Source organism: Paenibacillus sp. p3-SID867, from assembly GCF_025142895.1.
Lineage (GTDB): Bacteria > Bacillota > Bacilli > Paenibacillales > Paenibacillaceae > Paenibacillus_AQ.
Genome location: NZ_JAMBDM010000004.1, coordinates 228,033 through 250,300 on the forward strand (window position 1 = coordinate 228,033; position 22,268 = coordinate 250,300).

General features: G+C 47.4%; 28 protein-coding genes. 9 read left to right on the forward strand and 19 right to left on the reverse strand.

What is annotated here, in order from left to right:
• Positions 1-59: 59 nt before the first annotated feature.
• Positions 60-419 carry a hypothetical protein gene (locus tag M4D81_RS10035; protein WP_071219881.1) on the reverse strand — a complete coding sequence of 120 codons (360 nt, stop codon included), beginning with the start codon at positions 417-419 and terminating at the stop codon, positions 60-62.
• Between the two features lie 221 nt (positions 420-640).
• Between M4D81_RS10035 and M4D81_RS10040 the strand changes: the two genes are divergently transcribed.
• Positions 641-2,125 carry an endonuclease/exonuclease/phosphatase family protein gene (locus tag M4D81_RS10040; protein ID WP_260066006.1) on the forward strand — a complete coding sequence of 495 codons (1,485 nt, stop codon included), beginning with the start codon at positions 641-643 and terminating at the stop codon, positions 2,123-2,125.
• A 52-nt stretch (positions 2,126-2,177) separates the two neighbouring features.
• Here the strand turns inward: M4D81_RS10040 and M4D81_RS10045 are convergent, their stop codons facing one another.
• Both M4D81_RS10045 and M4D81_RS10050 read right to left on the reverse strand, forming a co-directional pair.
• Entirely contained in the window at positions 2,178-2,651 is a 474-nt protein-coding gene (locus M4D81_RS10045; RefSeq protein ID WP_071219879.1) for a DinB family protein, read from the reverse strand.
• A gap of 40 nt (positions 2,652-2,691) precedes the next feature.
• Complete coding sequence (locus tag M4D81_RS10050; RefSeq protein ID WP_260066007.1) at positions 2,692-3,369, reverse strand: class I SAM-dependent methyltransferase; 678 nt, start codon at positions 3,367-3,369, stop codon at positions 2,692-2,694.
• A 364-nt stretch (positions 3,370-3,733) separates the two neighbouring features.
• Here M4D81_RS10050 and M4D81_RS10055 point away from each other — a divergent pair, with 364 nt between their 5' ends.
• Positions 3,734-4,942, forward strand: coding sequence for an S-layer homology domain-containing protein (locus M4D81_RS10055; RefSeq protein WP_260066009.1), 1,209 nt, complete (start codon positions 3,734-3,736; stop codon positions 4,940-4,942).
• Between the two features lie 73 nt (positions 4,943-5,015).
• Here the strand turns inward: M4D81_RS10055 and M4D81_RS10060 are convergent, their stop codons facing one another.
• The 4 genes from M4D81_RS10060 to M4D81_RS10075 all read right to left on the reverse strand — a co-directional run bounded on the left by M4D81_RS10060 (position 5,016) and on the right by M4D81_RS10075 (position 7,000).
• Entirely contained in the window at positions 5,016-5,474 is a 459-nt protein-coding gene (locus tag M4D81_RS10060; protein WP_260066011.1) for an NUDIX domain-containing protein, read from the reverse strand.
• 39 nt (positions 5,475-5,513) lie between these two features.
• Complete coding sequence (locus M4D81_RS10065; RefSeq protein ID WP_260066392.1) at positions 5,514-5,957, reverse strand: GNAT family N-acetyltransferase; 444 nt, start codon at positions 5,955-5,957, stop codon at positions 5,514-5,516.
• 68 nt (positions 5,958-6,025) lie between these two features.
• Entirely contained in the window at positions 6,026-6,451 is a 426-nt protein-coding gene (locus M4D81_RS10070; RefSeq protein WP_260066012.1) for a GNAT family N-acetyltransferase, read from the reverse strand.
• Between the two features lie 174 nt (positions 6,452-6,625).
• Positions 6,626-7,000, reverse strand: a complete 375-nt coding sequence (locus tag M4D81_RS10075; protein WP_397376676.1) for a nuclear transport factor 2 family protein — start codon at positions 6,998-7,000, stop codon at positions 6,626-6,628.
• 138 nt (positions 7,001-7,138) lie between these two features.
• On the opposite strand from M4D81_RS10075, the gene M4D81_RS10080 reads away from it, so the two are divergent.
• Entirely contained in the window at positions 7,139-7,399 is a 261-nt protein-coding gene (locus tag M4D81_RS10080) for a hypothetical protein (protein WP_260066015.1), read from the forward strand.
• Positions 7,400-7,556: 157 nt separating this feature from the next.
• Here M4D81_RS10080 and M4D81_RS10085 read toward each other — a convergent pair whose 3' ends face one another.
• The 5 genes from M4D81_RS10085 to M4D81_RS10105 all read right to left on the reverse strand — a co-directional run bounded on the left by M4D81_RS10085 (position 7,557) and on the right by M4D81_RS10105 (position 12,553).
• The gene (locus M4D81_RS10085) at positions 7,557-7,964 is read right to left on the reverse strand and encodes a SpoIIAA family protein (protein ID WP_260066393.1); all 408 of its coding nucleotides are present in this window, start codon (positions 7,962-7,964) and stop codon (positions 7,557-7,559) included.
• Positions 7,965-8,177: 213 nt separating this feature from the next.
• On the reverse strand, positions 8,178-8,867 hold the full coding sequence (locus M4D81_RS10090) for a copper amine oxidase N-terminal domain-containing protein (RefSeq protein ID WP_260066016.1): 690 nt from the start codon (positions 8,865-8,867) through the stop codon (positions 8,178-8,180).
• 69 nt (positions 8,868-8,936) lie between these two features.
• Complete coding sequence (locus tag M4D81_RS10095; protein WP_071219870.1) at positions 8,937-10,145, reverse strand: hypothetical protein; 1,209 nt, start codon at positions 10,143-10,145, stop codon at positions 8,937-8,939.
• Positions 10,146-10,325: 180 nt separating this feature from the next.
• Positions 10,326-11,861, reverse strand: a complete 1,536-nt coding sequence (locus M4D81_RS10100; RefSeq protein WP_260066017.1) for a sensor histidine kinase — start codon at positions 11,859-11,861, stop codon at positions 10,326-10,328.
• On the reverse strand, positions 11,858-12,553 hold the full coding sequence (locus tag M4D81_RS10105; protein WP_260066394.1) for a response regulator transcription factor: 696 nt from the start codon (positions 12,551-12,553) through the stop codon (positions 11,858-11,860). Before M4D81_RS10105 ends, M4D81_RS10100 begins: the two co-directional genes overlap by 4 nt.
• Positions 12,554-12,728: 175 nt before the next feature.
• On the opposite strand from M4D81_RS10105, the gene M4D81_RS10110 reads away from it, so the two are divergent.
• From M4D81_RS10110 to M4D81_RS10130, 5 genes are read left to right on the forward strand one after another with little or no spacing between them, the layout of a single operon-like run.
• On the forward strand, positions 12,729-13,673 hold the full coding sequence (locus M4D81_RS10110) for an ABC transporter ATP-binding protein (RefSeq protein ID WP_260066018.1): 945 nt from the start codon (positions 12,729-12,731) through the stop codon (positions 13,671-13,673).
• Between the two features lies 1 nt (position 13,674).
• A complete protein-coding gene (locus M4D81_RS10115; RefSeq protein ID WP_260066019.1) occupies positions 13,675-14,409 on the forward strand; it encodes an ABC transporter permease in 735 nt (244 codons plus the stop codon).
• Entirely contained in the window at positions 14,406-15,092 is a 687-nt protein-coding gene (locus M4D81_RS10120) for an ABC transporter permease (RefSeq protein ID WP_260066021.1), read from the forward strand. Before M4D81_RS10115 ends, M4D81_RS10120 begins: the two co-directional genes overlap by 4 nt.
• Positions 15,093-15,143: 51 nt before the next feature.
• On the forward strand, positions 15,144-16,250 hold the full coding sequence (locus M4D81_RS10125) for a sensor histidine kinase (RefSeq protein WP_260066023.1): 1,107 nt from the start codon (positions 15,144-15,146) through the stop codon (positions 16,248-16,250).
• Positions 16,247-16,855, forward strand: coding sequence for a response regulator transcription factor (locus tag M4D81_RS10130; protein WP_071219863.1), 609 nt, complete (start codon positions 16,247-16,249; stop codon positions 16,853-16,855). The genes M4D81_RS10125 and M4D81_RS10130 overlap by 4 nt, the downstream gene beginning before the upstream one ends.
• 63 nt (positions 16,856-16,918) lie before the next feature.
• On the opposite strand, the gene M4D81_RS10135 is transcribed toward M4D81_RS10130, so the two are convergent.
• From M4D81_RS10135 to M4D81_RS10150, 4 genes are all read right to left on the reverse strand, one after another.
• A complete protein-coding gene (locus M4D81_RS10135) occupies positions 16,919-17,404 on the reverse strand; it encodes a histidine phosphatase family protein (protein ID WP_260066024.1) in 486 nt (161 codons plus the stop codon).
• A gap of 75 nt (positions 17,405-17,479) precedes the next feature.
• Positions 17,480-18,361 (reverse strand): class I SAM-dependent methyltransferase, encoded by an 882-nt coding sequence (locus tag M4D81_RS10140; RefSeq protein WP_260066395.1) that lies wholly within the window; start codon positions 18,359-18,361, stop codon positions 17,480-17,482.
• Positions 18,362-18,468: 107 nt separating this feature from the next.
• Positions 18,469-18,948, reverse strand: coding sequence for an NUDIX hydrolase (locus tag M4D81_RS10145; RefSeq protein ID WP_260066025.1), 480 nt, complete (start codon positions 18,946-18,948; stop codon positions 18,469-18,471).
• A gap of 48 nt (positions 18,949-18,996) precedes the next feature.
• A complete protein-coding gene (locus M4D81_RS10150; RefSeq protein ID WP_260066027.1) occupies positions 18,997-19,737 on the reverse strand; it encodes an SDR family NAD(P)-dependent oxidoreductase in 741 nt (246 codons plus the stop codon).
• Positions 19,738-19,878: 141 nt separating this feature from the next.
• Here M4D81_RS10150 and M4D81_RS10155 point away from each other — a divergent pair, with 141 nt between their 5' ends.
• A complete protein-coding gene (locus M4D81_RS10155; RefSeq protein WP_260066029.1) occupies positions 19,879-20,382 on the forward strand; it encodes a VOC family protein in 504 nt (167 codons plus the stop codon).
• A 31-nt stretch (positions 20,383-20,413) separates the two neighbouring features.
• Here M4D81_RS10155 and M4D81_RS10160 read toward each other — a convergent pair whose 3' ends face one another.
• The 3 genes from M4D81_RS10160 to M4D81_RS10170 all read right to left on the reverse strand — a co-directional run bounded on the left by M4D81_RS10160 (position 20,414) and on the right by M4D81_RS10170 (position 22,230).
• On the reverse strand, positions 20,414-20,881 hold the full coding sequence (locus M4D81_RS10160; protein WP_260066031.1) for a GNAT family N-acetyltransferase: 468 nt from the start codon (positions 20,879-20,881) through the stop codon (positions 20,414-20,416).
• Between the two features lie 74 nt (positions 20,882-20,955).
• Positions 20,956-21,768: a class I SAM-dependent methyltransferase gene (locus tag M4D81_RS10165; RefSeq protein WP_260066032.1), complete on the reverse strand. Its 813-nt coding sequence runs from the start codon at positions 21,766-21,768 to the stop codon at positions 20,956-20,958.
• A gap of 63 nt (positions 21,769-21,831) precedes the next feature.
• A complete protein-coding gene (locus tag M4D81_RS10170; protein WP_260066033.1) occupies positions 21,832-22,230 on the reverse strand; it encodes a DUF1801 domain-containing protein in 399 nt (132 codons plus the stop codon).
• Between the last annotated feature and the right edge of the window lie 38 nt (positions 22,231-22,268).

Consider the following 22,268-nt stretch of genomic DNA (forward strand, 5'->3'; position numbering starts at 1 on the left):
TGCATGCTTTGTCCATCTTCACGTGAGATTAAGGGCCTTAGATCGTAACAATCGCATGATCAATATATCCTTCTTTCCCGCGTAGCCCCCTCAAGCCACGAGATAAGCCCTATTTGGCTAACGTAGATTTCGTTTTGCACCACAATATAAGGAAACGACACCTCCTCGGAGTCACCCTGCGCTCTTAGCGCATTCTCGGATGAGATGATACTTTTCACCTGAGACTCGGTAAGGTTCAAGAATTCGGCCGTTTGTTCAAGGGTCATTAATGGGCTTTCCGTTTGCATCGAATAGGCTTCATCCGTTACAGCTGGCACCGACTTTAAACTCTCAGTCCCCTGAAGTATAAAACTTGCCGTTACGATGGATATCCCGATAATCAAAGAGCAGATCAATGCGCTATAATTCAATGGCTTCAAACCATATCACCTCAATTCCTAAATGGTATTATTCCTGATGCACTCATCCATTTCCTCCACGATTACCCAAAAGGAAAGCAAAAACCTAAAATATTGTAAATACGCAGCCAACTAAAAATAAGATATGATATGGGCAAATCAGGAAGGGAGGACAGGATACATCTACTTAACGTCCACTTTAGAAGGAATCAATTCTTGCACATGACAAAGGAGGAACTTTAATGAGAATCCCCAAAATCACCAGCCTGTTCATGATGCTAACATTTCTGACGACGGCGTCGCTCTCCCCTTCCGGCGAGCTGGGAAGTACCGCGGAAGCATCGCCTGGGCCTTTGCGTGTTATGAGCTTCAACCTGCGTTATGCCGCCAATGACAGTCAACCTTGGGAGAAACGCCGCCCTGTCACGAAGAATCTCATCCTGGAGCATAAACCGGACGTCATCGGAACGCAGGAAGGGCTTCACCGGCAAATCCTCGATCTGGAGAATGACCTGCCGGGATATGGTCGGATTGGAGTCGGACGTGAAGGCGGGAGCTTAGGCGAGTATATGGCGATCTTTTATAATACGGAACGACTGAAGCCATTGGAACAGTCTCACTTCTGGCTGTCCGATACGCCGCAGACGATCAGCTCCGCCAGCTGGGGGAACCAGATTCCGCGGATGGCAACCTGGGTTCGCTTCCAGGATCTTCAGAACGGCAAAACCTTTTATATGGTCAACACGCATCTGGATCACCAATCCGAGGTTTCCCGGCAGAAGAGCGCTGAACTCATTGTCGACAAAATGAAGGCTTTTGCCTCGGATATCCCTGTTGTCATAACCGGCGACTTCAATACCCGTCCGGGAAGCGATACGTATTCAATTTTTACAAGCAACGGGATGTCGGATGGACATGTCACCGCCAAGAAACGCACCAACGATGACCTGGGAACCTTTCATAATTACAAGGACCCTACGGGCGGCGGCAGTGGAAACCGGATCGATTGGATTCTGCACAGCCAGGGCTGGAATGTCCTGCACAGCGAGATTATCAACTACAATGAAGTCGGCCAATACCCTAGCGATCATTATCCCGTCATGATGGAAGGTACCCTGCAAAGATCCGATAAAACCACCGAAGAAACGGTACCCAAGCTGCCCTTAACCACCGCACTGCACATCACCGAGGTGGTCGCTAACTCGAACGAGCAGGGGAATTACAATTATGTGGAGATTTACAACCCCTCGGATCGGGAAATCGACCTGGAAGGGTATCAAATCTACTATTATTACGACCCTGCTCTTCCGTTCGATAAATCTAAGTCCAACCGCTGGACCATTACGAAGGATCGCTACAGCACGGACACCCTCATCCGTCCTAATGAAACCAAGGTGATCTGGATCAAGAAGCAGCCTTGCTGTTACGACCTGAGCATGGAGCAGTTCCTTACCAACTATAATACTGATGGGAAAGGTCTCTCACCGTCTCAACTGCTGGCCGTCTTCACGCCGGGCAACAATCAGGGCCTGAACGGAACCTCCACCAGCGGACGCTCTTTGGGCATTTCAGCGCCATCCGGCACGCATCTTATCGGCATACGGTTCAATAACGGTCAGCTGGATGCCGGCGTTAATGAATCGATCACGTATCGGGAGCCCGAGCCGCTGACGAGCATGATGCAGAAAAAAGAGACCCACCAGGTCCCTTCTCCTGGTCAACCGTAAAATAAAAGTCCCCCTTGATCGCTGGATACCCCAGCTAAGGGGGACTTGCTTATTAGATCGATGTAGCTTTATATTGAACCGCCAAACACTGCTTCGCGATATAAAAAATTTGACCCATATGCTCCGAATAATGCGTGGCGCATTGATGCAGTATGTCGAGATTGCTTCGTTCTTTACCGCGTACCTGTTGAACCTGTTCAAAGTCCTCACTCGACATGGATTTTACCGTATCGATCAGGAACTGAAACCGATTCTTTACAATCTGAATCAGATCATCCCGGCTGACAAAAACCTGCGTCAGCTCTTCCTCCCGGTTTCGCGTGATGTCTTTGTGCAGAATCCCTTTCATGACCCGCTCTTGAATGTTGCCTTCGATGTGCCTGATCAACGTTGAAATGCTCAGACTGGAATGGTTGGGCCGCCAATTGACTTGCTCATCGTTTAACTGCACCAGCACTTTTAAGGTACGGCTGCGGATGTTTTCAAATTTGTCCTCCAGCCACTTCCGGTTGAACTCATGATCCATAACGCAACACTCCTTTTTCGGTATGATAAACGACTTGACGTCACCTCTTCATGGCTTTCCAGATGTATTTGTGTTCATGGACTCCAAGCTGCCCGTCGATCTGATTCTCCCGCATCTTGGCCTCGAGTTCACCCTTCATTTCCGGCAAGGTGAAATCGGGATTACCCGGCACATCCGACAGAAACAATGCAAATTCGCGGGCATTCGGGAAGTAAGTAATCGCTTCATTATACTCCTCAATCTCGACATTCATGTAGCCATTCTCCGACAATCGCCTTCGAACGGCAGTCACATCATTATGTATGCCGATGACGGTACCGCCTGAAGCTAATATCCTGGGATGTTCGATGATCGAGGTGGGCCCTCTGCGGTCATAGATGAGATCAAACTGAGCGTCTTGAAAGGGCAACTCGGTCTTCGTTGTGGCAAACACAAATTCCACATTACCGATTCCGCTGCTTTCGAGTAAGGATTGGGAGATTCGGATCATCTCCGCGGAGTTGTCAAAACCAATGATGTTCTTAGCATGTCTGGACATCCGGAGCGTGAACTCGCCATGCCCGCAGCCTGCATCCAGCACCGATTGAAACTGCGGCAGCATCTCCACTAACCGCTCCTCAAACACCTCTTCCGCCGACCTGCCGACGACGGTACACACCGCTCTTCCTTTGTAGCCGCCATTCCTTCGCGCGATCATATCATACCAGTCTATTCCCATACATACCTCCTCCGTCATAGGCTGCATTGCATTCACTATCCAAGATAGCAGAAATCTGTTATTACATGGCCTTGAAAGAAGCCAATAGGCACCAATTTAACCGCTATATATCTAATGACTTAAAATATTACCATTTTGTTCCGTAATGTCAACGGTTACATTAAAAAAATTCCGTCAAAATCATACCTTTCATGGTCGATATTCCGATATTCTTCTCCTCATCCGATACGTTCAAACCAGAAGTGTGCGCAGGCCAACTCCTTATTACTATGTATATATTCATAAAAACATTGCTCCTGTCATAATTTGTCGTCTACAATGGAGGAATATTAATCCAATACATAGATACATACAGGAGGATTTCATGTTTCTAAAAAGGTGGCGTCGATTATTATCTTTTACCCTCATTCTATCGTTGTGCATGACATCCATGGCAAGCGCGGCGGAAACCAGTCAAGACAAATATGCCTGGGCCAATGGATCCGTTGATTTCCTGAGATCCCATGGAGTCTTTGAGAATATGGAGTATCGGACAAAAACTTTAGGCAGGATGGTAACCAAGTCCGATCTCACGCTCATGGTTCATCGGCTGTTTACCGATTTACGGGTCGAAAGCGATAAGAACATCAAGATACCCGGGGTCCCAAATGGACATCCCTCCTACCAGATATTTAAAGATGTATACGGCAGCATACCGTCGGCGCCGAGCGGATTAATTGCGGCCGCCGACAAAATCAATTATCATGACGAAACATTCAAGTTTATACCGGAGAAAGTGTTAACACGCTGGGACTTATTGATTACGCTGAATGCGCTGTTCGATGATATTGGATATTCCTTGGAGTTATCGGATAGTGAGGAGATTGCCAGGCTGCGGGAAATCAAAGATCTTCCCAAAAGGTATTTCAATTCCTACAACCAATACGAAAAATGGAAGTACGCCTATCAACCATTGGCACCTGAAATCGGATTGATGCAAGACAAAAAATGGGGACCTTCCTTAGCCTCCGATCTCGATTACGTTAAAGCTTATGCGCTGCTCGGTTTTGCCGAGGCCGGCATCATGAAACCTGACGCGAAAGGGTATTTTCGTCCGAATCAAAAGGTAACGTTAGCCGAAACCGCAGTCGTCCTGCATCGCATATACGACTTTTATGAAGACAGCGACTATGTCCGGGAACCATCGGCAGATGATCTCATCCCAAATGGAACAAGAAACTTTATCTATGCGGGAACTCCGTCTGGACACGGAGAAAGTCCGGTTGCTGACTTTGCTTTAGTGAATCCCGATTCCGTACCGGAGTTCTATCTGGCCGTGAAAGCTTCAGAGAAAATCGACTTGCAGATCAACGTGAACGGGGAGCCATCCTTTTATACTTATGAGCAATTAAGCAACCCTAAACAGCCTGTTCGAATAGCTTTCAATGGCGCATCCTATGCGGAGTTCATTCCCATTATCCGAAGCAAGGGTCAGAAAGCCACCGATGACAATAATAACATTAAGGTTATGTATTATTATTCTGATACATTCCAGGACTTTACCCAATTATTGGGGTATGAAGCCGATCTCTAGTTAGGCTACTAAAAGGGAGTGCACAACTGTCACAAACAGTAGGCACTCCCTTTTTATCGTATGCAAGACATATTCATGTTCTTAAAATGTGTGACTTTCCGCTTTGCAGATCCTCAAATACCGGTCTTTGCACAGTGCTGATATCCTCTAGATCAATCTCATGCATTGCCTTGAATTCCAACTGCAACGACTCGTTGCTCACATCGTGATAAATAAGGATTCGGCCTTGATCTTCTGTCTTCCCTTCCAAATCCACCGTCGCGTTAAAAATAAACATGACAAACACGACCTCGTTTCCGTCCGGGTATCGATACTGCATTCTGGGTCCGCTATAAACACCATAGAGTTCATGATCACGGACGACCAGCCCCGTTTCTTCGAGCACTTCCCGTCTCATCGTCTCTTCCACGGATTCTCCGGCTTCCATACCGCCACCGGGAAGTCCCCAATTGCCGTAATCCGAGCGTCTCTGAAGCAATATTCGCCCTTGATGATCCCGGATGATGGCGCCGCCAGTCACTACGATTTTCATATCAGCATTATCCTCTCCGCACACTTGTAGGCTGAGGGTTTACAGCATCAGCTTTGCTACGGACTCACCCTCCGACCACGGCATGACGCCGATCTCCTCAAAACCCGCTTTGACATAAAGCTGCCTGGCCTGTTCGTTCTTCGGATCAAAACTTATCATAAGGACATCCGTCCGGTCAGGTTTGTTTCGGATTTCTTCGATTATGTATCGCAAAGCCGCTTTACCGTAACCCTTCCCTTGAAAGTTACCGTCGATCATCAAACGGTAAATCCAGTAGTTCCCGTCATCGGAGTCTAAGCCATACAACGCGAATCCGACCATCGTCTGCTCCTCATAAATGGCCATCGCTTCAAAATGTTCAAGAAATTGATACTGAGCAATCGAATACAGATTGGAGGCGATAAAGCCTTCTTGCTCCGGCTTCGCTTTCAGTTTAATGCATTCGGTCCAATTATCCTTATCGATGGGCTGCAATCTAATCATATCAAGCTCCTTTGGATAGTTGTTGGTTTTATTCATTGACCTTCCTTCATAAACCCGGCTTAATGTTTCTACACCAAATGCTTTATCAAATAATAATGCTGATGCCCTCTTGGGGCATCGTCGATACGTGCAATCTCTTGAAATCCATGCCTTTGATAGAACAGCGGCGCTTGAAAGCTGAACGTATTGAGCTTGATGAAGGTGCAATTCTTTTCTCTGGCTATCCTCTCGATCTCTTGTAACAATCTCGAACCGTTGCCCCGCCCCCGGGATCGATTATCCACCCATAGAATATCGACCTCAATCCAATTCCAGCAAAACACGCTATTGATCCCGCCTGCGATTTCACCATTCTCATCCTTTATATGTAAGTTGATCTCCTCGTAATTCTGCTGCAAATCTTCTGCGATATGCTGTGCATTATATTGAATCAGGTTCGTCCGTACCGCAAGCGCTTCTTCCGGACTGCTTCGATCGATGTTGATTTCTGACACTCGCTCACTCCCTTTTTCTCAGTACACTAACCAAATAATACCATGTGGAGGAACCCTATTCCCGGGATTAAACGACTATAGATAAACTCTTCCTGCCTTCCCACCAACGCAAGAGATGGTGTTAATACAGTTTGGAATGATCAACTCAGGTGCACCTGAGTTCCATCTGCTCAATCAACTATGATCCTCTATCACTGCTACTTTATCGTCTCTAAACGCAAATACGGACTTTCCCTTCAGATGAATCTTCTCGCCGGCCTTCATACCGTTGGGGAGATCTTTAGCAAGAATGCCCTCGTAGTCGATCTCAACCTGAGTCTTGTCATCTTCGAACGAATAAGCCATAATCGTCTGACAACGATAGGAGAATAACGACTTGGACTGTTCGGCGATCTCTCGAAATTCCTCGATTCCTTTGGTCTCCACGTCGATCGATCCGCTTGATATGTTTCTGAACTCGATCTCCTCATGCAGAAGAGCAATCATCCCCTCGATATCAAAAGAATTATAGGCTCTCACATACTCATTAATCATGTCCTTCATTTTCATAGAATTCACACCACATCTCCCCTTCCGTCAGTTTGGGTTGTAACCATGCTCTTATAAAACTCCGCCTTTACTGTGCACACTTCATAGCAGATTCTCATTTAATATACTGACTCTACTATAATAAAAGAGGTGATTCAGATGGGTCGTGTCAGTGCTGTTCCAGAGCCGGATTTAGTATTAATCAGCTGGTCAAGAAACCCTCTCGTTGCGGGTTCCCCGCGTAGAATTGTTGCTGCTCGTGTCGTTGGCAATGCTTCTCCTTGCCGAGCTGATTTGACGCCGAATGCATTGCTAAGAACTGCCTTAGCCTGTTTGCTGGATAATGATGTAGGTTTCAAAATCGTATTCCGCCAAAGAACATCCAGCATTAGCGGTTACCTGTTATTGCAGCGTAATTAATGGATTTTAGAAGGAGCGGCGATCATGCTGCTTCTTTTTTAGCTTTTTTCATAAATATTGTTAGAAGCTTGCAAGCAAGCCAATCTGGCCACAACAACGTAAAGCTGTGAGCATAAGAAAACCAGCTGCTAGAGAGCAACTGGTTCAACATAAATTCCTAACTTGGATAGTTGTTTAACCAATTGAGTGCTTGTTCATAATCATCAAAAAATTTAACGGATTCTTTGGTGTTGGATTGCTGCAGGTAATTCATGATCTCCCCTTCTTCAAGAAGAAACGCAATGGCCTTGCTATGATTCAGGATGGTGTCATTGAAGAACTTTTCTTTCCATACTTTTTGAACGGAGAAGTGGTTTGGGGTATACCCTTTTCTATCTACCAGCAATTTGTATTTCAGTCCCTTTCCAATAAACTGCTGACATGAATTTTCAAAGCCATTAAACCATTCAATAACATCATCCGTGTTTATCTTCCCTATCAGATGAGTAACAATTAAATCCCCATTAACAACCGTACTGATATCCTTTTCATTCAAAGTGGAATCATCTCCCTTAGTTTCAATTATGCGTAAATTTCCTAAAAAATCAAAGTAAAACTAAAACTTATTCTTACATATACTGGAAGTTTGGATTGCCCAGGAAATATCAATGCTCGTAATAGCTTTTCGAAATCAAAAAAGCTCACAGGGCATTCCTTTCACCCTGCAAGCTTCCTCGTACTAATCTCTATTCACCTTTTTCATATCTAAGCCATATCTCTATCTCTTTTATCTCTATATTTATTTCAATTGGGCAACACTTACAGCAACCTTCTCCAGCTGTGCTCTACTTAAGGAATGCTCCGGTGAGCTGATTGTCACAAAACGATCATCGATCTGAAAGCCCAGCATGTCCGTATCATCCGGTGTATACCATTTCGCTTTAACCCCATTGGACAATGTAACCGATTTGCTGTCATATCCATGAGAATAGTCTCTTGGGGAGATATATACCATCATGTGTTTGAATAACATGTTAACGCCATCTTCCGATGCGCCTGTCTTTTGGTACATATCGCCTTTTACCATCTGAGTTGGAGCATACGGGGTTTGAAAACCATCAAATTTGGCGAATGCGCTTTTGATTTCTTTTCGCTCGGCATCACTGTATTTCACGTTGGTCAGCTCGGTCGTCTGACCGTTTCCAGGATTACTTCCGATCAGCACCTGGTTATTCTTCGCATCGTACTGCACGGGTACATCCAGCACATCGGCCATCGCGCGAACCGGCAGATATGTCGTATTCTGATACGTGATCGGAGTCAATTTTTTGCCTGTGTTATATACGACTCCGTCCACTTTGATACCGATGCTGTGATTCAGGTAAGCCGAGATTTTCTCCAGATTGGCTCCCGCATAGACACCTGCTGCTCCCGTTAACGTCATTCCCAGCACGGCAAACGCCACGATTGATTTTTTCAACTGTTTCATTTCATCCATTCCCCTCGTTGTCTCACCAACCTTCCAAGTCGATGAGTCATAGTATGAAGCTCGATATCTTTATTTAAAATCGATGACATACGTCGCAATCAACGCTTCTTTATCGTCAATCGTAATGCCCAGTCTTTTTCCAGATGGACTCCAAGTCAGCGGGTAGACCGGATGGGCCGCAGGATGCACCGCCGAATAATAGGGCGCCATCCAGCTTACCTTTCCTGAAGCCGTATCAAATACATACACTCCGTTCATCCCGCTTTCATTCTCCGAATATACATCAAAGGCTAGTCTGGCAGAATCCGGCGACCAGGACGGGTAAGAAATCAGATTGCCTTTTCCGATAAGGGATCCTTGCAAGCTGCCGGCTGCGTCATAGATCAGTAAATTGCTGCCGGAATTCCCTTCCGTGTTGGTCGCTGTGGAGACGGCAATGTACTCTCCATCCGGCGAGATGTTGAAGCTCCATACATTTTCAATGAGCTGTACCGGCTTCGATTGTCCGGGTTCAACGACCTTCAGCACCTGGTTTACATCGATATAATAGATCCGGCCTTTACTCGCTCCGAACTGGTTGTAGACTTCAACATCCTCATCCTCAATAGCTATGGTAGTATAAGAGCCGTCCGTCGAAATGAGACGAATATCGCCTTTGCCGCTCATGGAGCCTGCTGCAAGAACATAGGTGTCTGTATCCAGCCACCCTCCAATCTCCATGTAATTGTCGCCCTTAACCGGTATGCTTTTACCTGTACTCAGGTCCTTCAGGAAATTATCAGCCGTATACTTATCCCTCCATTTCTGAATAAAGCTATATTTACCGTCCGGCGAGATTTCTTCTTTGACAAGATGTTCACCTGGATGCGACTCTTCATGATTCGTGAGCTCACGACGCTCACCTGTACTTACGTTCACTGCTTCCGAGGAATAAGCATATTGCGGTTCTTCCGTTTCGGTCGCTTCCTTGATCAGCTTGGTTGTAAGCACCTTGACCTCATTCTCCGACAGCCATGTCTCAATGTTCGACGAGGCGATCCGGTGTGTCTGATTCACAACGACTTCCTGACCGGATGGACCACTCGCTCCTTCTACAACCGTAAGTTTGCGCTCTCCTGATGCCGTCTCTCCAGCATTCGATACAGGGGGCTGGCCGGTTTGATTGTTGCCTGGCTCCACGATCGTCAGCCGATCCTGGGATTGGCAAGCCGTCAGAGCTGCAGCAATAACAACAGCAGACATCAACTTGAACCCATACTTCCCTACTCTGTTTCTCATAACAGGTTCCTCCCAATGGCATATCCCCCAAGGCGCTTCGGCAGCAGCACAGAATGTATCTTGGCATGCCGCCTCTTTCCCTGTTGAACTCAGTATAGAATGCGAATATCTCAATACGATATCGAGCTTGTAACGAACTTGTAAACAAACAGGTAACCTTGAAAAAAGAAAGTCCAGACCTTATTCCAAGTCTGAACTTTCTTCGGTCGAAATAACCTCTGAGGATTGTGGCCGATTCATCGGCAGGGCAATCACAAACGTAGAACCGCCGGGACCCGATTCCGCAAGCTGAACGGAGCCATGCTGTTTCTCTGCCAGATTGCGTACTAGGGATAACCCTAGACCCGTTCCTCCGTGAACCCTGGAACGGTCGCTGCTCACCGTATAAAACGGATCAAAGATCCGTTCTCTGGCATCATCCGGAATTCCGTTTCCGGTATCGCTTACCTTAATGATCATACGATCTTGACCATAAGGATCCTGGTCCACTTCGTTCGAGAGCGTAACGCTCCCTCCGGGCCTGTTATATTTAATGGCGTTATCCAGCAGATTCAGAACCATATGCATCAGATTCTCGGGATCAGCCCATACCTTACCATCTGTTAAGGATGATTGAATCGTTATGTCCGATTGCTCTGCTTTTGCCTCCAGCCGAGCTGCCGCCTCTTGCAGAATCGGCATGAGGTTTACGTGTTCCGCATGGGTTTCGAATTCATAAATATCCATGGACGATAACTGAAGCGCCTTTTCTACCAAGCGGTATAGACGCTGTGCTTCCTTGCTGATCTGTCCTGTGGCTTCCTCAAGCAGGGCGGGATCATCGCGATACATTTCAAGCAGATCCGCATAAGCCAATATGGAGGTCAGCGGCGTTTTCAACTCGTGGCTGATATTCCCGATAAACTGCTTCTGCTGCTGTTCCAGCTCCTGCAGTCTTTCGATGGCATCCAATAGCTTCAGCTTCTCTTCGGTAAGCTGATTCACCGACGAGGAAATTCGCCCGCTCATTTCATATATGCCTTGCGCCAGCTCGCCGAGCTCATCGTTTCGCTTCACCGTCGGCTCGCGAAGATAGACGCCTTCACCGATCCTCTGCGCAGCCTGGTTCAGCCTGCTGATGACATGCACCTGCCGCCAGACGTACAGAAAACCGATCAGGAAGCCGGCGGCAAGCACCGCAAGGCCCGTCACGATAAACAAGTTCTGGATCCGATCATAGAAAGCGTGCTGCTCAGCCAGGGAAGCGTGGAATTGAATCGTTCCGATTGGCTCCTCCATATTCCTTAGCGGGGCAAGATAGAGCAGTTGGTCACCCTCGGTTATATAGGCGGAACGCCCTTGCGCCGTATGAGCAAGCGCGTCTTGTACATCCATCTTCGGCTGGAACGGCAGGGAAGTCCCCGTGAAAGTACCATCCAGCTTATACAGGGTCACCGGCATGCCGCTCTGGGTTCCAAGGTCAACGGCTAGCCGTTGACCGACACTTTCCATAAAATCATCCGGCTGCGTTTGAGGATTCGTCAGTAATTCCTGATGAATCCTGAGATTGGCTGCTTCGGCTTCCTGGGCGAAGGATTCCTCCAGTCGCACCCGCTGGTCCTCCCGTATCCCGGCAAGAACCAACGTGCTTAGAACAACTACAACGGCAATCAGCAGCAAAGCGAGAAGCAGCGCGACTTTCCACTTTAAGCCGAAACGCACTTTTCCTTTGTTCATGAGGGAATCTCCGTGCTTTTATATCCGATGCCATACACGGTCTGGATCACTTCATGCTGGTTTCCCAGCTTCTTGCGCAATCGCTGGACGTGAATATCTACCGTACGCGTGCCGCCGGCAAAATCCATATCCCATACCTGTTCTAGCAAGGCCTCTCGCGAATATACCCGCTCCGGATTCCGTGCCAGGAGAGCCATGAGGTCAAACTCCTTCGGCGTCAGTTCAAGGGGCTTGCCCTCGGCGTGAATGGTGCGATTTAACAGGTTAATGGTAAGTCCGGCTATCCGGATCACATGCTGTTCGGGGGCTTGCTTCCCGACTGCCTCGGGAGTACGGCTTCTTCGGGACAATGCCTTTACCCTGGCGATGATCTCCCGCATGTCAAAGGGCTTTGTCATATAATCATCGGCACCAAGCTCCAGCCCGAGCACCTTATCCACAATATCGTCCTTCACCGTCAACAGCAGAATGGCCGGGCGCTGCCGGTCCCCGAGCTGGCGACAGACATCGTACCCGCTAAGCTTCGGCATCATGACATCGAGCACCATCACGTCAGGATCAAAAGATTCCACACGCTCCAGCGCTTCCTGGCCATCTCCTGCCGTCTCCACCGAATGTCCTTCTCTTCGCAGCGCATAAGCAACTGCGCTAGAGATACTGATCTCATCATCTACTACAAGTACCTTGGTCATCGCAGATACGACTCCTTTATTAGCCGATTCAACATGTACTAATTCCATGATGGTAACGTATCCGGCATCATATTTCAACATGCGGTCCCCTGCCGATTTCATTACAATTGTAACTATGAACGCTTTCTCCCGGTTGCCATAATAAAGCTAAACACTCAAGCTAAGGAGGATTCGGATGACAATCGCTACCATGAACCATATCATTAAACGTTATGGGCATCAGCTTGTCCTGGACCATGTCCATTTAGAAATTAGTCAAGGCGAAATACTCGGTCTTCTTGGTCCGAATGGTGCAGGTAAAACCACATTGATCCATGCGTTATCCGGCTTAATCGGCATCGATTCCGGTAGCATCGAGCTGTTTGGTGAACGGCTAAGCGGCCCGATGCTGGAGGTCAAACGAAAAATTGGACTGGTCACGCAGGATATCACCATTTTTGAGGATTTAACCGCCCAAGAGAATCTCGCCTTTTTTGGCGGAATCTATGGGTTAAGAGGCGCAGAATTGAGAAGGCAAATCACGGAAACGCTCCAATTCGTCGGATTAACGGATCAAGCCCATAAACGTCCTTCCAAATTCTCCGGGGGAATGAAGCGGCGACTGAATATCGCCTGCTCGATCATTCACAGGCCCAGGCTCCTGATCATGGACGAACCCACGGTTGGAATCGACCCCCAATCCAGAAATCACATCCTGGAATCGGTACGCGAACTGCAAAAAAGGGGGACTACTATTCTCTATACCACCCATTACATGGAAGAGGTGCAGTCCCTCGCATCTCGCGTCGTGATTATGGATCAAGGCCACGTCATCGCGCAGGGGACGATTGATGAGTTGGTAAAGAACATCCACCATGAAGAGAAGATTAAACTGGAAGTCGTGGAGTTGACGGAGGATCTGATCGATAACATCAAACAGCTGGATGGAGTCAAGCACGTGGTTTTGAATGGAACGCAAATTCAGATCATATCACGGGCAGGTGCAGGAAATCTGGATCGCATCCTGTCGTTGGCCAAAAGCGCGGGCGGCGTCCTATCCATCCATGCGGAGAAACCTACGCTTGAAGACGTATTCCTTACGCTTACCGGTAAGCAACTACGTGACACGGAGGGAACTTAACATGCTTGTGTTCAGAATGACGTACTTCTCCTTGCTTCGCCTGATACGCGAACCCATCGGGCAGCTTCTTCTGGTGGGCCTGCCGCTGGTCGTCATTACCGTGCTGGGTGTCGTAATTGGACCCTATGAAGGCATGAACGGCGTTCCTCCGCTGGACTTGACGGTCGTTACGACCATTATGGGCGTGCAGTTTTTTGGCGGCACGTATTTGATGAGTTATTTGGATATCGATTTACTTAAAACCCGCAAATGGAGAATCTATTCGCTCCCTATTAACGTAGCGGTTTATTCAAGCTCTCTTATTCTTGCCTGCACACTCTTCAGTACCTTGCAAGGATTGGTCTTGGTGCTATTCACAACCTGGGTGTTCGGGATCGCGTGGGGATCGATCGGCTGGGTCTTGCTGGTATTTATTATTTATTCCTTGTTTGCTCAGTCCGTACATCTACTGCTGACATTATCCATCCATAACGTAAAATTGGCGGAACGGGTTTCTGAGGTCCTCGGAATCGGCTTCATCATCTTAACCGGATTAATGTTTCCTCTCCCGGATCATCGTTTCTTTGAGTTCATGTCGTCCTATGGGAATCCGGTATCCCTCGGAAAGATGGCCGTCCTGGAGATGCTTGTCGATGGCGGGCAAGGGAAAGCGTACCTTAGCATCCTATTGCTGTCAGTCTTAACCGTGATATGCATGATGATCAGCGCATGGCTTGGGAGGAGGAAGCTCGCTTGACGATATTTAACTTCGCGCTCATTCGGAGCGTCCGCAGCTTGCCCAATCTTATCTTGCTGTTAGGCCTTCCGGCAGCTGTCGTTGTCCTCCCGGTGGGCGGTTGGCATGGCTTACCGCTGGGGTATCACTTCTATGGAATCCTGCTGTTATTCTCTGCCTCCAAACTCGTTCATATGATCATGGAGGATCGGAAGAATAAAATTCTGACCCGGATCGGCGTTGCACCAGTGACCCACTTCAAGTATTTATCGCAGAATCTGCTTGCTTTCGCTCTGCTGCTCGTAGGACAAAGCGCCATGGTCACGATCAGCGCCTGGTTGCTGCATGCCGATGTTTTTGGCAGTCTGATTCAACTCTTCAGCATTTTGAGTATGTTCTCGGTCACCGCGATTAGCTTCTCTCTCGCTTGGTCTTCCATGTTCCGCCAGCCTGAATCTTCTACAGCCGTTATGCTTGGAATCATCTTGATCATGGCGGTGCTCGGAGGAACCTTATTTCCCATTCAGGCTATGCCTGCATCCCTGCAGAAAATCGCCATGTTATCCCCTACCTATTGGTTCCATGAGGGAATCATACTTGCTAAGAACGGAGGCTTGTTCGCGGAACAGCTCACTCCGCTCGGGATCCTGCTGTTGTTTGCGATCGCTTTTATGCTGATTGGCAGCCGAAGGAAACTGGCTTGAAAAATATGTTACGATATGGGGAAAAGAGAACGTATGCCATGGGAGGTTTTCATGAGAAGCTATACCGATTCGTGGTCCCCGAGCATAGCCGTCGTGATTTGGAGAATACTTGCCCTGCTGCTTATGGCCGCTCTTTGGTTTATGGGAGATGCCGGGACCGAAGGATTCATCCTGGTCTTCGCCTTAGCGATCCTGGCGGTAGCCCGATGGCGGTTTCCCCTTCCTTCATGGACAACACTGGTCGACCAGCTTCTATGTATATCCATCATTCCATTCTGGCCGGAGGCCGGCTTCGGACTGGCTCTGCCGCTATTTGAAACCATGCTTGCCGGTACACCGCTATTTTCCCTGCCCATCCTGGCAGTGCTTGTCATCGGCTATGTCGATCCGGACCTCCCGCTTCTGCTCATGCTCGTTCAAGCTTCATTTGCGGGATGGATCGTTTTATGTTGGTCCAAACAAACCCATCAGTATCGATTGGAAGCAGATCAGGAGCGTCGCGATCGCTACGAACTGGAAATATTGAAGGGTGAGCTGCTTATGGCCAATGTGCAAACGGCTCAGCTTGCAGAGCTCAGAGAGCGTCATCGAATCTCCCAGAAGCTACACGATGAGGTCGGCCATGAATTAACAGCCGCGTTGTTAGCTTTCCAAGCTTTTGAAACATTATGGAGGGAGAATGACCCGCAAGCGGAAGATATGTTTGCTCAAGCCCAGATGCGTTTGTCGAGCAGTGCCCTGGAGCTGCGGGAAACGGTCCATAATATGCAGCCTGTCCAAGCGATCGGCATTCGGAGCCTGGAGGAGATCTGCCGTAATTTCAAAGCGATGCCTGTCCAGCTGCAAATTTATGGAGATACATCTCGTATAGCCGCCCATCTGTGGGTCATCCTGAATGCTTGTCTCAAGGAAGCCTTGACCAATGCGGTGCGTCATTCCAAAGCCAAACACGTTGAAGTATCGTTGGACGTCAATGAACATATCGTGCGGTTAAGCGTCCTAAATGACGGCGTTTTGGATTCCTCCTCGCTGCCTGGAACCGGACTCCGCAACCTAAGGCAAAGAGCCCAGGCGGCAGGCGGGAGCATCTCCATCAATACATCCGGCGGCTTTCAATTGGTCTGCGTATTACCTATGGGAAAGGGGGGCATTCGATGAACATTCTCATTGTGGATGACGATCCATTGGTATGTCAGAGTCTCCGGCTGCTTCTATCCAGAGAACCGGATATGGAAGTAACGGCCACTGCGAATGACGGCGCTGCAGCCATTCAATGCTGTGAAGAGGTCCTGCCGGACATCGTCCTCATGGATATTCGGATGCCTGGTATGGACGGAATCCAAGCGGCGAGGCAAATCAAGCAAAAATGGCCCCAGGTGCAGATTATGATGCTGACCACATTTCAAGATGAGCATAGTATCCGCCTGGCGCTGCTAGCCGGAGCCGAGGGGTACATGCTGAAATCGACGCAGGTTTCCAGTATGGCACAACAGCTGCGTGCTTTGGCTTCCGGTACTTCCGTTGTGGATGCCAATGTGCTGAAGACCTTGATGCTGCCCGAAAAAGAGAATCGTGCCGACCTTACCCCGCGGGAAAACGATATTCTCGAGCTGGTTGCCTTAGGCTGCTCGAATCGAGAAATTGCCGAGCAATTGTTTATCAGCGAAGGAACCGTGCGCAATACCCTCTCGATCATACTGGATAAATTGGAGCTCCGAGACAGAACCCAGTTGGCTATCTATTATTGGAGACGATCGTTGTAATCCTATTCTTTTTCGTAAAGATAGATCACTCCATTTCGAAGTCTCATATAACGTTCCCCCCGCTTATTTTTCGAAAATGTACATGGCACCATTCCTGGGCTGTACAAATCCCTTTCCTCGGTAACCTCTATTGTGCAGTTCCTGAGTCAAGACTTTCATGAAAGCGCCGTGACTGACCACTAATACGTTGCGATCACGGTAATGTTCTTCGATCCAATCGATGATATGCCCAGCTCGCTTCCGTGTCTCGCTTCGCCGCTCCGCTTGCGAGCGGTGAGACAGATACCAGGCCAAGCGCCCCATCATCAACCACATGTGGTAATGAAGCTTTAGATTTCCCAAAGGATGAATCGATTGAACCTCAATTTCTCTTAACCGATTCGTTGCGATGATAGGGCCTGGATATATCGTTTCTGCCGTCTGAATGGCCCTTGGCAAATCACTGGATATGCAGGCATTCCACACCGAATAATCATAGTCCAGGTCGGATTGTTCAATTTCAGCGTTGTTGTAAGCTTCCACCCAAGCATTGAACTGATCGGACGTCAACCATTTCCTATCCCATTTATGTATAACTTTAAAATGTCTTACCAATCCAATTTTCATAGGGCTCCTTAAGCAAGTTTATTCTCGACCAACCGTTCCATAAGAGATCTTCATATTCGGTGCATAAGTCAACCACGAGTCGCTATCAAACACTCGGAACAACTTGAGTTCAGCGGCATATTGGGCTTGGGCTTCTTCTACTGATAACCCTCTCTGTACCATCTGCTCCACGACCTTAACCGGATCCTCCAGTTCCTGCCCAATGCCTTCTTCCTTCAAGGACTGAAAAAGCCGATCCTTCTCTGCAGCATCCATATTCTGATCTAAAAAATTCACTTTATCACTGACTCGGCATCCCACATTCCGTAATCCCAGCTGACTTAGAAGAATAGGGAGCCTCATGCCGATATTCCCGTCTTTTCCGCTATCTTTGGCACTCGTTTCATACAATTTCTGTAATATGCCTAGACGGACGACTTCAGAATGCTGGATTCCATCGAAGCCATAATTAGCCGTATTAGCAATCCAATGAGGCTCAAAACAGATGACTCGTCCGCCGTCCAGTACACTATCCATCATTTTCTGAAGAATCTCCCGAGGGCTTGCCATATGTAATAAAAATGCATGGCAGATCGCAACGTCATACTGACGTTCCACAAACATATCCTCAATATCTCCTTGAATGAATTCAGTAGAATAGGGCAGCTTATCAAACACTTCTCTTGCTTCCATAATCAAATCCTTGCCTTTATCTATCCCTGTATAGGTTGAACCTTTGGGTAATAACGGGAGAAGCTTTAATCCTAGATACCCATAACCACAACCGTAATCCACAATGTTAATGGGAGTATTCATTTTCCAGACATTCTTAACAAGAAACTCCAGATAATCATCGTTATAGTATAGCCCTCTCGTATTCCTCAGGTATTCGATTGCTGAATCCCAGTAATATTCGGACATCATCTTTAATTCCTTTCCGCATCAAGTTCCCCGACTAGATCTTGGTGACAATGACTTCTTCCATGCGAATATTCCTTTCGATCCATTATCAGACCATTTCGTAGTTTTTAGATATTCCGTCTCAACTTAATTTCAAACTCCGGCTTCGTAATATATTCCATATAGACGACCTCTCGATTAAAATCCAAATAAGCCTGAAATCGCGTACGAATGGCCGGGGCCGTAATCAATTGAAGCACTTCATCCTTAGGGATCCAACGACTGTCCGTCGTTTCTTCCGAGATCCCCAGCTCGCCGCCCGTAGGCTTACACGCAAAATCCATCATCACTTTCGTTGGAACCACGGCAACTCCGCTGTGTCCCGGATAGGTTGATGTATTGGAATAGACCCCGATCAGGTGGGAAACGATGGTATCCATGCCGCTCTCCTCTTTGATTTCTCTGATCAACGCCTCCATCAGATTCTCTCCGGCTTCCACCTGCCCACCTGGAAAAACCCAGCCGCTGCGCCCCTTCACCAATAGAATCTCATCGCGTTCATTCTCAACTATGCCGCCGACAGCGACGATATGTGTTGGCATCAACATGATAACAGCCTCCGATAGATAAGATATACTTCAGCTTTCACCGATCGCTTAGATTTCGTCATAATTCACAACACTTCCGGTTGCAAAATCCTTGTCGATGATACGTAACAGATGCGCACCGATTTCCTCTGTAGATAGAAGCTGCCCTGACTCATGCGCATGGGCGAAGGCTTTGGCCATTTCAAACTCCTGCTCATTTTTCCCTCTGGCCATTCTTTGCATATCCGTATCTACCATACCTGGATTAACCGCAATGATCTCTACCGGGTTTGGCCTGTTCCTTTGCTCGCTCCCTACACTTTGCGTAAACATATTGATTCCGGCCTTGACCGAACAATAGACACTCATCGTAGGTGCTGGATATATGCCAGAGCCTGAAGAGATGTTGATGATTTTCTTCCGAATGGACAACCCCTCCGTCTTCTTGATGAAGCCGGATGTCAGAATCATGGGGGCAACCAGACTGATTTGCACATTCATATGAATATCTCTTGCATTACATTGTTCAATGGCCTTCAGTGGTTCAAGCATGGACGCATTATTGATAAGGCAGATCATATCCGCGTCAAAGGGATGCATCTCGTCCAACACCCTATCCACAAGCTCCTCCAGCCCCAACGTATCGCTCAAATTATATACATGGTGTCTATATTTTGGATAGCTGCTCAATCTCTCGGACGTTCCTCTCGCGATTCCATGCACTTCATGGCCCTTCTCTAGGAGCATATAAGCCAGTTGCTCGCCGATTCCCCTTGAGGTTCCCGTAATGATGAATTGACTTCCACTCATTGTTTTAACCCTCCGTTATCCTAAAAAGTTAGCTTCGTACTATAATTCTATGAATAAATCGCAATTGGAAAGAAATCGTGTTAAGAAGGATATGGTACGATTGCATTACATTCTATTACCTGTAATGAAGGAGTTGGAATTATGAAGAATAGAGTCCAAAAGATTTCGCCAAACTTGTGGTTTGATCACCAAGCCGAGGAAGCAGCCCAGCATTACGTCTCAATTTTTAAAAATTCACAAATCGAGCGTATCACGCGCTACAGTGCAGAAAAAAATGACAACCATACATTTGCGGAAGGTGCGATAATGACTGTGGAATTCCTGCTGGAAGGCCAACATTTTGTTGCCCTCAATGGCGGTCCGCATTTCACCTTCAATGAAACCATTTCATTTATTGTGCACTGCGAAACCCAAGAAGAATTGGACTATTATTGGGAGAAGCTGTCTGAGGGCGGCGACGAGAAAGCCCAAGTATGCGGTTGGCTGAAGGACAAGTTCGGTGTATCATGGCAGATCGTCCCAGCTAACTTAAGCGAAATGATAACTGACGCCGATCCGGCAAAATCCGAACGCGTCATGAAGGCTTTACTCCAGACGAAATCAAAAATCGATATGCAGACGTTACAGCAAGCCTACGAGGGGTAGGAAGGCTGCCTTCACGGCGGTCTTTTTTACTCTATAGGATCGAGGCATGGGAGCCGTGATTACATCCAAACCGAAGTTCATGCGTGATCCGTACATCACCCTTCACTTCTTTAAAACCCAGCTTCTTATAAAAATCAGCCGCTTTGGGGTTGTCCGTTCTTAACACGAGTTTACTGTAATGACTGCTCGCCTTCTGAATTACCGCTTCGACCAGCCTTCTCCCGGCACCATAATGCCGAAATTCCTTTAACACGTACAATCTGCGGATCCTGCCTATGCTTCCGTCAGAATACGGATCACGATTCAACCCGCAAATGCCGATGACTCTAAGACCAATCCGACATTCAAACAAGGCTTCATCTTTATGCTGAAACCTATTACTGCCCTCATTATAATCATCCACTAGCCTATGGATATTCCTGAACCCTTCCCTCTTGCTTTCAGTCAAGAGCTCAGCTAGGTCTATTGCATCCAGGTCATCAACTTCTTGTACGATCATCTCTATCCCCCTGAACATTCGACTGGTACTAAAAAAAAGTATAAAGTACCCCAACCACTCGTATTTATAATCCCTTATCGTTTCTGCCCAATATACAATAAATGAGATGAGACTCCCAAAATGCTGGGGTTCTCCGCTTCCTGGTAGATCAGTTTCATGACTTCCTGGAATTCCTCTTCCCCACGGGACCGCCAATAATCGAACTGCTCTGCCTTGAAGGAGCCTGCTATACTTGACGAGCCAATCAATTTAATCGTCTTGAAGCCATGTGATTCCATGAACGGCTTGATATCCTCCAGGTTGAAATAATATGCACCGGTAAATCGTCCTTCATCGCTATGATTGAATATCCCGGTCCTAACAAATTCTTTAATGCTGCTGATCGTATCATTCGGTTTCCAATGTTCCGGAAATGATAATGATGTCATCAGATGCCGAATTCGGGTCATGAATGCCACAAAGACGTAGCCACCCGCTTGTGTAACGCGATACAATTCCCGGACGGCCGTAGACCGATCTTGTTCTGTCTGTAAATGGTATAGCGGTCCCATCATCAGTGCGGCGTCAAACAGCTCATCCTGAAACAGGCTAAGATCGTTGGCATTGGCACGGTGAAATCCTTTGAACTGGCCGGTTAACTTGAGTTCCTCAGCTTTAGCAGCCGCAATCTCGACTAATCTTGGCGTAAGGTCGGTTAAGGTCACATCGTAACCGTTCTTTGCTAATTCCATCGAATACTTCCCAGGACCCGCTCCGTTATCCAGCACGTGACCTTTCTCAGGCAGCATACTCAAGATTTGATGCAGATTGACGATAAATTCAATGGGCTCCCTATCCAAACGCCCCCATTCATCGAAGGCATTATAGTAATCGATCACATTGTTCAACTGAGTCACTCCTTCATTTACAAGCATCTTATAACGCTAAACGACAACCATGTTACTCCCTGTTTACTCCTTACTCGTTGCTTCAATCCATCGAACGATAACTTCTCTTAATTGTTCTTTCTTCTCCTCCAGATCGTTTAAATTCAATATTTTCACGATTGCCCGATCATTAGAAGCCCATTCCAATAGCGTATCCTCAGGCAGGGCTCCCTTGATGTCATGCGTTTGAACTTTTGCCCCACAATGAAAAATGATGCGAAAGAAGCCCTTCCCTTGTAAATTCAATGTGATCCGGTCTTCCCCCTGAACGCAGAAGCTGGGCGCATTCCATTTGATCTGCTCGGTTATTTGATCATCGACGCTTAATATGAAGCTTCTTACTTCCTCAATTTCAGCCTTTAATGGATGCTCAAGATGGTGAAGATACTCCGCGACTATTTCGTGACCTGCTAATTTGGCCATCTATTGCTCCTCCTCATATATGATGGGATTCGAAGAAA